9 protein-coding genes and 1 pseudogene are annotated in these 11,249 nt (G+C 44.6%); 6 read left to right on the forward strand and 4 right to left on the reverse strand.

Translation table 11 applies throughout. From position 1 onward, the window contains the following. Positions 1-52 precede the first annotated feature (52 nt). The 3 genes from IM753_RS11995 to IM753_RS12005 form a co-directional block, all read right to left on the reverse strand. The gene (locus tag IM753_RS11995) at positions 53-1,891 is read right to left on the reverse strand and encodes a sigma-54 dependent transcriptional regulator (protein WP_194109375.1); all 1,839 of its coding nucleotides are present in this window, start codon (positions 1,889-1,891) and stop codon (positions 53-55) included. A gap of 144 nt (positions 1,892-2,035) precedes the next feature. Further along, complete coding sequence (locus IM753_RS12000; protein ID WP_194109376.1) at positions 2,036-3,751, reverse strand: PAS domain-containing sensor histidine kinase; 1,716 nt, start codon at positions 3,749-3,751, stop codon at positions 2,036-2,038. Further along, a complete protein-coding gene (locus IM753_RS12005; protein ID WP_062499239.1) occupies positions 3,748-4,383 on the reverse strand; it encodes a response regulator in 636 nt (211 codons plus the stop codon). Before IM753_RS12005 ends, IM753_RS12000 begins: the two co-directional genes overlap by 4 nt. 838 nt (positions 4,384-5,221) lie before the next feature. On the opposite strand from IM753_RS12005, the gene IM753_RS12010 reads away from it, so the two are divergent. From IM753_RS12010 to IM753_RS12035, 6 genes and pseudogenes are all read left to right on the forward strand, one after another. After that, positions 5,222-6,376, forward strand: a complete 1,155-nt coding sequence (locus tag IM753_RS12010; protein ID WP_370582650.1) for a D-alanyl-D-alanine carboxypeptidase family protein — start codon at positions 5,222-5,224, stop codon at positions 6,374-6,376. A 135-nt stretch (positions 6,377-6,511) separates the two neighbouring features. Next, the gene (locus IM753_RS12015; RefSeq protein WP_194109377.1) at positions 6,512-7,156 is read left to right on the forward strand and encodes a thiamine phosphate synthase; all 645 of its coding nucleotides are present in this window, start codon (positions 6,512-6,514) and stop codon (positions 7,154-7,156) included. A gap of 135 nt (positions 7,157-7,291) precedes the next feature. Then, positions 7,292-8,491 (forward strand): phosphoglycerate kinase, encoded by a 1,200-nt coding sequence (locus tag IM753_RS12020; protein WP_065256720.1) that lies wholly within the window; start codon positions 7,292-7,294, stop codon positions 8,489-8,491. A gap of 200 nt (positions 8,492-8,691) precedes the next feature. Beyond that, a complete protein-coding gene (locus IM753_RS12025; protein WP_194109378.1) occupies positions 8,692-9,078 on the forward strand; it encodes a membrane lipoprotein lipid attachment site-containing protein in 387 nt (128 codons plus the stop codon). A gap of 629 nt (positions 9,079-9,707) precedes the next feature. Continuing rightward, positions 9,708-10,184, forward strand: a complete 477-nt coding sequence (locus tag IM753_RS12030) for a pilin (protein WP_194109379.1) — start codon at positions 9,708-9,710, stop codon at positions 10,182-10,184. A gap of 207 nt (positions 10,185-10,391) precedes the next feature. Next, positions 10,392-10,871, forward strand: a pseudogene (locus tag IM753_RS12035) (IS3 family transposase); the annotation flags it as partial. 81 nt (positions 10,872-10,952) lie between these two features. Here IM753_RS12035 and IM753_RS12040 read toward each other — a convergent pair. After that, the coding region (locus tag IM753_RS12040) for a pilin (protein ID WP_194109381.1) at positions 10,953-11,249 on the reverse strand (297 nt) is incomplete at its 5' end.

Genomic DNA, 11,249 nt, shown 5'->3' on the forward strand with positions numbered 1-11,249 from the left:
ATCATGCCCCTTTTTTTGGTTTTTTGTGGTTGATGGGTCAGATGCGTTGGGGTTATTCATCATCACCATCATCAATGTCCAGTTTTTTCATGCGATAACGTAGAGAACGAAAGGTCATACCAAGCAGTTTGGCAGCTTGGGTTTTGTTACCCCCTGCCTGCTGTAAGGCGGTGCAGATGATTTGGCGTTCTTGATCAAGCAAATAAGCTTCTAGCCCTTGACTGGGTAGGTTGCTGTTTACCAAATCTTCATCTGACAAATCCAACTTATCAGAGGCTTGACTGTCATCATGTGTTTTAGATGGGTTGGAGTTTTGGGGTTTTGGGACAGATAAGGGTGTGCCATAGTTGGCAGAGGCGATGATGTTTAGACCTTGGGTGACGGGCTTGGTTTCTTTGATGATGGTATTGGCGGTATAGATCGGTCTCTGGTCATGGTAGGGCGATGCTTTGGTCATGGTGGGGCTGACTGTGTTCACTAAGGGTTTGGATGTGTAGGGCGTGATGGCGTCATCATCTTGTGTGTCAAAATCAGATGATGAGGTGTTATCATCTGATACATTTGCCATGTCATCAAGCATGAGATGATGGGCATCAATCTCATCGCCATCACTCATGGTAACGGCACGCTCTAAGATGTTTCTAAGCTCACGTACATTGCCTTTGAAGTTATGATATGTCAGCATGTCTATGGCATCATCGGTTAGGCTAAGATTGTCAAGCCCCCAATCTTTGGCAATCATCTCCAAAAAATGCTTGGCAAGCATGGGAATGTCATCACGGCGGTCATTTAGGGCGGGCAACTTGACCTCGATGACATTAATACGATAGAACAAATCTTGACGGAATGCCCCTTTTTGTACCAAATCCGCCAAATCTTTATGCGTGGCACAGACAATACGGATATCCACAGGCACCTCTTTGGTGTCACCGATGGCACGCACGGTTTTTTCTTGAATGGCACGAAGTAGCTTGACCTGCATGGCAAGTGGCAAATCTGCCACTTCATCCAAAAACAGTGTGCCACCATCAGCTTGTTGGAACAGTCCGATTTTGTCCGATGTTGCTCCGGTAAAACTGCCCTTTTTATGACCAAAAAATTCACTCTCCATCAATTCAGATGGTATCGCACCACAGTTGACGGGGACAAAATTGCCATTACGGCGACCGCTTAGGTCATGGATGAGTCGTGAAACCACTTCTTTGCCCGTACCCGAACCTCCCCATAAAAATACTGGTGCCTGTGAGCGGGCTAATTTTTTGATGGTAGAACGCAGCTGTTTCATGGGGCGAGAATCACCAATAAGCCGACCGCCAAAAATATCATCATCGCTGACAGCGGTGGTTTTTTTGGTGGTGTTTTTTATGGTTCTTTGACGCCCATCTTGGTTGATTTGGGTATTATTTTCTGTGGGTGCAAGCAAATTGCCTGTCAATGGGTTGGATGGTATGATGGTGTTGGTATCTTGTTTTGGGTTGTTGTTTTCTTGTGCTGTGATGCTTTTGGTGTCTTGAATGATGGATTCATTAGCCTTTAAGGCAGATTTGGCAAGTTGGCGTAAGCGTGGTAAGTCCAGTGGTTTATTGACAAAGTCAAATGCACCAATTTTCATCGCTTCAATGGCAACATTTACATCGCCATGGGCGGTGATGACTGCTACGGGCGTTGTGGTGGTTTTGGTGATAAGCTCCACAATTTCCATACCAGAACCATCGGGTAGGGCAAGGTCGGTGAGACAAAAATCATAGTGATTGTCTGCCAAAAAACCTTTGGCACTTGCCACATCATAAGCAACGTGTGTATCTATGCTCATCTTGTTTAGGGTGATTTGCATCAGGCGACATAGGTCAGCTTCATCATCAATAACTAGGGCGAGCGGCTTATCTTGCATGAATGTTTCCAATAACTTAGATGTGGACTATTATATAGGATTTTTACACAAAACCCAATATTTAGCAAATTCTTGGCAAAATTATCAGCAAAAATGTGAATGTTTGGATGAATATTTATGCACCCAATGCCCCAAAACCATACGCTAAGCAACAGGCGTATTAGAGACAATCAGACGAAAACAGCTTTTATCATTCTCTCTAAAATAGCGGATTTTGGCGTTATTGGCCTCGCTAAATGATTGTGACAGATAAAGTCCCAGTCCTGTGCCTTTTTTACTGGTGGTAAAAAAGGGATTAAAAAGATTGGTCAAATCCTTCTCACTCACACCCTCGCCATAATCTAGCACATCAATAAATGCTCCTGTTTTGGTTTTGGTTAGGCGTATCTCCACATCATTATCATGGAATTGATGAATGGTGTGGTACAAGGCATTATTGACGAGATTTGTCATGACTTGTTCTAGCTGATTGGCATCAAAATAGAACAAGATGGGCTTGGCGGTGTCGCCTGTTACGATGATGAATTCGTGTGGATACTGCTCCGCCAAAAACTGCCGTACCCAATTTGGGGCGTCTAGGGGCGACTGGTTGGGCATCTCTTGGCGAGACAGGCTTAGCACATCCGAGATGATAGAATTGACCCGCTTGGTCTGTTGGTAAATCATCTCATAAAACTCAGCATTGACATCATCATCACGCACATCTTCCATGAGTAGCTGACTGGCTTGGCTGATGGCGGCGAGGGGGTTTCTGATTTCATGGGCGATGCTGGCAGAGAGCTGACCTAAGCTTGCAAGTTTTAGCTGTTGGGCGTGACTTTGTTCACGGCTTAGATCTTCGATGATGAGAATTTGACCATGTTCAAGCAGGGGTCTGGAACTGATGCGTAACTTATCGCTAAGGTGTGTTTGATTGATATGAGCATGATTATGGATTTTGGGCGGTAGGTCGTAGATAAGTTCAGATGACTGGTTGGGAGCCAGTGAGCGATACCAGCCGATGATTTTGGGGTGTTGTTTGATGATGATGCGAGACAGCTCGATGATTTTGGCGGGGCTGTCGCAGGCGTTATCATCAATGGGCAGGTGCAAAAGACGTTGAGCGGCATTATTTATCATGACGATATTGCATTTGGGGTCTAACACCAGCACGCCATTGACCATGTTTTTGACGACGGCTTGATTGATGGTGTGAAGTTTTTCTACTTCATCAGCATGGTCAAGAAGCGACTGTTCGGCTTTGGCAAGTCGCTGAGAGATGGACCAACTTAAAAATCCTACCGCCACCAAACTCACCGACAACAGCAGACTGTCATTGATGGTCAGTAGGTTTTTTTCAATCGCTGCTGTCTTAAAGAAAAAAACAAAAAACTGCTGATAGATGAGTGCTGAGATGGTCATGAGTGTGATGACAGTCGCTCGGGATAAAGACAGCAACATATAGCTTGCAGCGACGACGACCATGTATAGCAGGGTTATTTGAAAATCATTGATTTTACCGTAGAGTGCAAATAAGGTCAAAAAAACAACATCTATCACAAAGCCTGCCAACAGTTGTAGCCTTAATCGTTTTTTTACCCCAAAAAAAGCACATAATAGCACCAACGCCACAATAACATAAATGCCAAATAGCATCTGTTCTACAAAGTCAGGTTGTGTGGGCAGACCCACGCCATCACGGCTTAACAAAAAATTTGCCATCAGTAAAAAATTGGCGATGACAAAGCGGTAAGCGGCGTAGGTAAGCCCAACTTGACGCACACGCATCGTGGAGATGAGAGCTTCTTCATGGACGTTGGCGGACAAAAACCACAGTCTTCGTACCCATGTTTTGGTGTGTCTGATGGGAGATGGACTCATGTATTGACCAGTCCGTGACGTATGGCAAGGTGAGTGAGCTTGACATCAGAGTCCACGCCCAATTTTTCAAAAATGCGATAACGGTAAGTGTTTACGGTTTTGACACTCACAAATAAGCTGTCGGCAATCTGACTGGCACTTTGGCAGTTTGCCACCATCATGGCGACCTGCTTTTCACGCTCGGACAAGCCATCAAAGGGGTTGGTTTTTTTGTCAAGCATATTTTGGGCAAGCACATCAGCAATCTCATGACTAAAATACTTCCCCCCTGCTTTGACCTTTTTGATGGCGACTATCATCTCGCCAATGGGCGTGCCTTTGGTAATGTAGCCGTCCACTCCCGCCTTTAAAAGCATGGATGGATAAGGCTCAGCGACCAAGCTAGACACCACCACCACCTTGATACATTCATCCAGCTGTTTGATACGTCGAGTTGCTTCCACGCCACCGATGTTGGGCATATTAACATCAAGGAGCACCACATCAGGAGCGAGCTTACGAGTCATTGCCACTGCCGTCTCGCCACAGCCTGCTTCGCCCACAACTTCAATCTCGGGGTCGTCCCCAAGCATACGACTGATGCCTGTGCGGACAAGTTCGTGGTCATCCACGATGAGTACTTTTATTGTCATTTTGCCCACCTTATCTTAAATAAAACTTAACTACTTTGATCTTAACTTAAAGTTACAACTTATTGATTTTTCAATGATTATTTTTCGGGTTATGGGGTGCACCCGACCAGCTTGATATTTACCATGCCCTACACCCAAACATCATTATATTTGTGGTAATGTTAAAGTTTATTGTGTGTAAATTACAATTCGCCCTTGATAAATCGGGCAAATCAGACAAATCAACCGCTGATATAAAGTTGAGATTGGAGTGGAATCTGTCTAAATCACATCAGGATTGTTTGTCTTATGTACAATTAAACACTCAAATCCAAAAAATCATCCAAAAAATCATCCAAAATGGCTCAAAAATTGCAACGGTTTCATTGATTTGGGTTAAGATTGATGTTTGGTTATTGTCTGTACGGTTTGACAATTTTAACAATTAAACCTTCATCTAGCAATTTGTTTAGCAACTTTTTTAACAAAAAATTGCCATGAATGTTGCCCAAGCCAGATGATTTTTTGCAAAAATGTTGCAAAATACTTGCCTGATTATTACGCCAATAAGGATGGTGTGGCAGGGCAAAGGCGGGGGCAAAAATGTGTTAAATTTGCTTACAAATTTACCCAAAAACTTTGATTTTTAACATAAAAAAGTGGTCTTGTTATGTTAGAATAAAAACGATGAGACGGTCTAAATGTATTTGTCCGTTTCGCAAAAACCAGTGTTGCCGATGTCATTGATGTGACGGTTTGTTGATGTCAATGCAAGTGGCTTAGGCATTTTCTTGTAAACAAGGTTGTCGCCCAAGAAAATCAATCCTGCAACCCCATCAATGAGCCGAGAGTGGAACTTATGAAGCAAGTTAATTTTAAAAAAGTCAGCCCCAAGCACCTAACCTGCGTGCTAAGCCTGTCTGCCATCTCCATGATGACAGTGTCTGCCCATGCCTTTTTGGTTGATAACAGTCAGCAAAAGACCATCTATATCGGCAAGGGCGATGCCCAAAATATGCAAGCGGTAAAAGTCCAAGAGATTCCATCAGTCCCACCTGCAACGACCACTGTCCAGCAAACTCGTACATATGGCAACACCAATACAACCCCCACCAACACCTACAACCAAGGCTACACCAACACTCAGGTCACCAGAACGCCCATGCCTGCTGGTACGACCGTCTCTCAGCCATTCCCCATACAGTCGTATGGGCAGTCTTCAACTTATGGCAGTGGCTATGCTGAGCAGTTGCCAGTCAGCACTCGCTCTGCTGCTGCCATCGTGGTGGATTTACAGACTGGTCAGCCCATCTACCAAAAAAATGCCGATGCCGTACGTTCTATTGCATCAGTAACCAAGGTCATGACAGCGATGGTGCTGATGGATGCAGGGCTTGACATGCGTGAAGAGATTGTCATTGAACCGTCAGATTTTATCGCTGCCAAAAAGGCAAGTTCCAACCTACGTTCAGGCGACCGCATGAGTCGTAGCGAGTTCATGCTTTTGATGCTCATGAAGTCAGAAAACCCCGCCGCCAAAGCTCTCGCCCGTACTTACCCTGGTGGCTATGACAACTTTATTTGGGCGATGAACCAAAAAGCCAAAAGCTTAGGCATGAACAGCACCAGTTATTCAGACTCATCAGGTCTAGACCCACGCAACCGCTCATCAGCGAACGACCTAGTGAAGATGATGCGTGCGGTGAACTCTGACCCACGTTATCAGACCGTACGTAACTTCTCAACTGCCCCAAACTATGACTTTTATGTCAATAACTATAACTCGGGTGCACGCACTTACAAAGCCCAAAACACCAGCCGTCTCATCCGTGCAGGCGGGCATCCGATTGGCGTGTCAAAGACAGGTTTTATCCGTGAGGCAGGTTATTGCTATGTGATGGAGACACATGTCAATAACCGTCCTGCTGTTGTCGTGCTACTCGGTGCCAGTGCTTCTAACAGCCGTTGGGACGATGCCGAGGACATCCTAACTCAGTTGGCTTATCGTTATTGATTGCCCTATTGATGGTAAACAAAAAGACCCGACCATTGGGTCTTTTTTGTTTGTTATCTTGACAAAATGACTATAATATAGTGTCGATACCAATATGGTACCGATACCAACCAATCCCACTCCCAAGGATGACCCATGACCGCCCCCAAACTGTACCTACTCACCAATGATGAAGACATTCACACCCTAAGTGATAAGTTAGAACGCATCTTTGATACAGGCGTGGTATCACTACTACAAATCCGCCGTCATCAGACCGCTCATGTCTTTGATTTGATTACACTCTATCAAGAGACGGAGATTCTCATTAGTTTGGCGGATAAATATGACATTCCCACGGTCATCAATGAAAACTTGGAATTGGCGGTGCATTTTAATACAGGGCTACACTTGACCAGTTCGGGCAATGTTCGCATGGTGCGTGAACTGCTTGGCGATGATGTGTATGTTGGTCAAAGTTGTCATGGCGACGTGGCACTGTTTAGAGAAGCCAAAAAACAAGGGGCGAGCTACGGGGCGATGGGGGCGATGTTTGGTTCTATGGCAAGACCGCTTGCCAAAACCGTCAGTGCCGAGACGTTGATGCGTGCCAATGGCGTGGGTCTGCCCCTGTGTCTGATTGGCGGGATAAGTCTAAATAGCATGGACGAGCTTCGTCAAAAGGTCGGTGAGATACCCATTGATTATGTCGCTGTGACCACGGACATCCTGCACCACAGCCCTGAGATGGTCACAGCCAAATGCCGAGCATGGCGTCGCTACCTAGAAACATGGGACTGATGGTTTTTAAAAAATGACATCATTATAAAAAATACCATCATTTTCTGTCATGATAACATTGAGAAAATCCAAAAAATTATGCTAAAATAGCGTTACTTTATGTCACCATTTATATCATGACCAAAAGGAAGACCCATGAGCATTACTTATCTCTCTGACTTAGACGTATCGGGCAAGACCGTCCTTATCCGTGAAGATTTAAACGTACCCATCAAAGATGGTATCATCACGAGCGATGTCCGCCTGCAAGCCTCCCTACCCACCATTAAAGCCTGCCTTGATAAAGGGGCGGGCGTGATTGTCTGTTCACACTTAGGCAGACCCACTGAAGGCGAGAGCGAGAGCAAATATTCATTGGCTCCGATTGCTGACTATTTGGCGGACAAACTGGGCGTGAATGTGGCGTTCTCCACCGATTATTTGGATAATGGCGTGTCGGTGCAGGCAGGCGAGGTGGCACTGCTAGAAAACGTCCGCTTTAATGTCGGCGAGAAGAAAAACAGTCCCGAGCTGTCCAAGCAATACGCCGACTTATGCGACATCTTTGTCATGGACGCCTTTGGCACCGCTCACCGAGCCCAAGCGTCCACCGAAGGGGTGATTCGTGCGTGTATCGCAGACGGTAAGCTTGTGTGTGCAGGTAACTTACTCTCTGCCGAGCTTGATGCTCTATCCAAAGCCCTAGACAATCCCGCCAAACCTGTGCTATCTATCGTGGGTGGCTCAAAGGTGTCCACCAAACTTGACGTGCTAAACAGCCTAGCTAAGCTATGCGATAGTATCCTAGTCGGTGGTGGTATCGCCAACACCTTTTTGGTGGCGAGTGGCAAAAATGTCGGTGCCTCCCTATATGAAGCCGACCTTGTGGATACCGCTCGTGACATCATGGCCAAAACAAACATCCTACTACCCACTCATGTCGTGGTCGCGGACAAAGGCGAGATTGATTTTGATGACTTTTTGGGTTCGCTGACTCATGCGACTGCCACCGTCAAATCGGTGGATGAGATTGGCGAGCATGACATGATACTAGACATCGCCCCTGAGTCAGCGAGTAAGCTGGGCGAGCATATCAAATCCGCCAAAACCATTCTATTTAATGGGCCTGTGGGCGTGTTTGAGGTGGACGCATTCGGTCAAGGCACTGCCATCATCTGTCAAGCGGTGGCGGACAGCGAAGGATTTAGCATCGCAGGCGGTGGCGATACCTTAGCTGCCATTGACAAATATGGCGTGGCAGATGGTGTGGATTACCTATCCACAGGGGGCGGGGCGTTCCTAGAATTTGTCGAAGGTAAACCCCTGCCCGCCATCACCGCACTAGATACACCTTGATAAGTGTATGATTTTTATATAAAAATGATAAAATACAACAACCTTTGTTAATTTTTGTTGCATTTTTTATGTTTACCCTTGCCAAATACCATCATTCTGCTAAACTATGTTGGAGTTTAAGGCATCTTTAAATTTTGGTGTTTTTATCACTTTTAAAGATGTACTGCCATACTAATACATACTTCCTTTGGAGTGCTTTTATGAAAAAATTAATCCTAACCACGCTTGTCGCTGCCCTTGCTCTGACTGCATGTAGCAAAGAGACCACCGACAAAGCTGCTGAGACGGCTCAGTCTGCTGCCACCGACACCGCCAATAACGCCAAAGCCGCTGCTGACACTGTGGCCGCCGAGGCCGAAGCTGCCGCCAACGCGACCGCTGAAGGCGTCTCTAATGTCGCTCATGACGTGGCAAATAATGGCGTAGAGAACGCCAAAAATACCGCCGAAGCTGCCGCAGGCGTGGTCTCTGATGCTGCTACCGCCACCGCCGATGCCGTGACAGGGGCTGCCAGCAGTGCCACTGATGCCGTAACAGGCAACACCGCCACCGCCGAACAGCAAGCCCCCGAAGACCAAAAGTACTAATCCACCATCACCAAAGCCCCGAACATGTTCGGGGCTTTTTTGATAAAAATGAATTTACAGCCAGCGAATCTGATGCTCGCCATGGATCTGTGATGATCACCCATTTCACATCATCTTATGCCAGTTTATCAACATTGACAAAAATCGTCACACATGACACATTAATGCCATGTCAGTGTCCATTTGTGTCAAAAATTGGCTAATATGACAAATTTTGGCAACAATTTTTGACAGGTAAAATTTTTGTCCATGCCAAAAATTGGCACATCCACCAAAATGTCAGCCCAACCTGCCAAAAAATGTCAAAAAATCCAAAACTGACAAAAATTGTCACCCAAAATCACCTACCAGACATCAAATTTTAAAAATTTTTTCGATAAAAAAGAAAAAATATGTATAAATTTTAAACATTTTTAAAAAACAGCAAAAAATCTGTCTATTTTTTAGACAAAATTCTTAAAATTTTCTCAATTTTGCCTATTTTTTCCAAAAACAGCCCAAATCCGCCAAGAAGTTGGCACAGACAATGCAACAGTATGAGTATAAGGTTGGCAAATATGTTTAAAGTTGCTAATCAGTTAACCTAAATAAACTGGGCAATATCGCCCCTATGAACGAAGGAGTTCATTATGAACGCTCAAAAAGGTTTCACCCTTATCGAACTAATGATTGTAATCGCCATTATTGGTATCCTAGCTGCCATCGCATTGCCTGCTTACCAAGACTACATTTCTAAGTCTCAAACTACTCGTGTGGTAGGTGAGCTGGCTGCTGGTAAAACTGGTGCAGATGCTGCTTTATTTGAGGGTAAGACTCCAGTGGTTAACCCTACTGCTGACGGCATTACAGAAGTTGACTTGGGTCTAGGTGAATCATCAAAACCACGCTCTAACTTGCTATCAGCTGTATCTTCTACCTTTACAGAAGGTAAAAGCAATGGTATGATTTCAGGCACTATCGGTGGCAATGCTAACAATGATATTCATGGTACTGTAATTTCTCAAGAACGTGACGCTACTGGTGTTTGGTCATGTAAAGTAACTGGTAAAGGTACTGGCTGGAAAGACAAGTTCATCCCAACTGGTTGCACAAAACTTAGTAATTAGCAAGGCCACCCAAAAAACACCACTCCTTTATGGGGTGGTGTTTTATGTAAATACATCATCAGCAACCGCTATTAACATCTCTTAAAAAGAGTGATTAACATCAAATATAAGAAAAACCGCCACTCAAAGAAGCGTTGGCGTACCAGCTCAGGTTGCACATTCAAGTCTAACCACACTCAATTCATATCAAAATCATACAAAAACCGTTCGCCCATCATGGACTTATTTAATGGTGAGATTGTCAGTTATGCGACAAAGGATAGACCAACATACGCATTGGTCAAAGAGATGTTAAATGATGCTTTATTAAAGTTAGGTGGTGCAGATAGGTATGATAAGAACAGTAAGAACAATGAAAATAACAAGCTCATCATTCATTCAGACCAAGGCTGGCACTATCAAATGCACCAGTATCAACAAACCCTAAAAGAACAAGGCTTAACCCAAAGCATGTCAAGAAAAGGGAACTGCCTTGATAATGCTCCTATTGAGAGCTTCTTTGGGACGCCTAAAGAAGAAATCTTTTATGAAGACACAAAGTTTAGCTCAGTTGATGAACTTAAACAAACGATTGATGAGTACATACACTACTACAATTATGATAGAATAAAGACCAAACTAAAAGGACTAAGTCCTGTCAAGTTCAAAGAACAGTACAGAAACTTAGTCCTTAGTCAAACCACTTGACTTAAACCTAACCTTTAATCTGGTGTCTAAGATTTGGGGGTCGGTTCAATAAGGAGTGGTGTTTTGCAATCTAAGATTAGATTATTTCTTAGCTGTACAACCAGTTGGGATGAACTTGTCTTTCCAACCTGTAGCTGATTGCTTGTCAATTTGGCAAGTCCAAACACCTTGTGCGTCACGGCCTTGGATAATTTTTGCACCAACAATATCTTTGTTAGCACGGTTACCCAAAGTACCAGTAATAGCACCTTCACCAGTATTTTGAAAGCCATTAAGCTCAACATCGCTCATCAAGTTAGAACGTGGCTTGTTACTGGCGTCTTTAAGACCAATATCTTCTTTAGAAGTGTCATTGTTAGCTGATTCAAGGACAGGCTC

It is taken from the genome of Moraxella sp. K127 (genome assembly GCF_015223095.1).
Lineage (GTDB): Bacteria > Pseudomonadota > Gammaproteobacteria > Pseudomonadales > Moraxellaceae > Moraxella.

Excerpts from the sequence above, each read along its gene's own strand:
- IM753_RS12000 (WP_194109376.1), bottom strand. The coding sequence starts at position 3,751 with ATGAGTCCATCTCCCATCAGACACACCAAAACATGGGTACGAAGACTG.
- IM753_RS12025 (WP_194109378.1), top strand. The coding sequence starts at position 8,692 with ATGAAAAAATTAATCCTAACCACGCTTGTCGCTGCCCTTGCTCTGACT.
- IM753_RS12010 (WP_370582650.1), top strand. The coding sequence starts at position 5,222 with ATGAAGCAAGTTAATTTTAAAAAAGTCAGCCCCAAGCACCTAACCTGC.
- IM753_RS11995 (WP_194109375.1), bottom strand. The coding sequence starts at position 1,891 with ATGCAAGATAAGCCGCTCGCCCTAGTTATTGATGATGAAGCTGACCTA.
- IM753_RS12020 (WP_065256720.1), top strand. The coding sequence starts at position 7,292 with ATGAGCATTACTTATCTCTCTGACTTAGACGTATCGGGCAAGACCGTC.
- IM753_RS12015 (WP_194109377.1), top strand. The coding sequence starts at position 6,512 with ATGACCGCCCCCAAACTGTACCTACTCACCAATGATGAAGACATTCAC.
- IM753_RS12005 (WP_062499239.1), bottom strand. The coding sequence starts at position 4,383 with ATGACAATAAAAGTACTCATCGTGGATGACCACGAACTTGTCCGCACA.
- IM753_RS12030 (WP_194109379.1), top strand. The coding sequence starts at position 9,708 with ATGAACGCTCAAAAAGGTTTCACCCTTATCGAACTAATGATTGTAATC.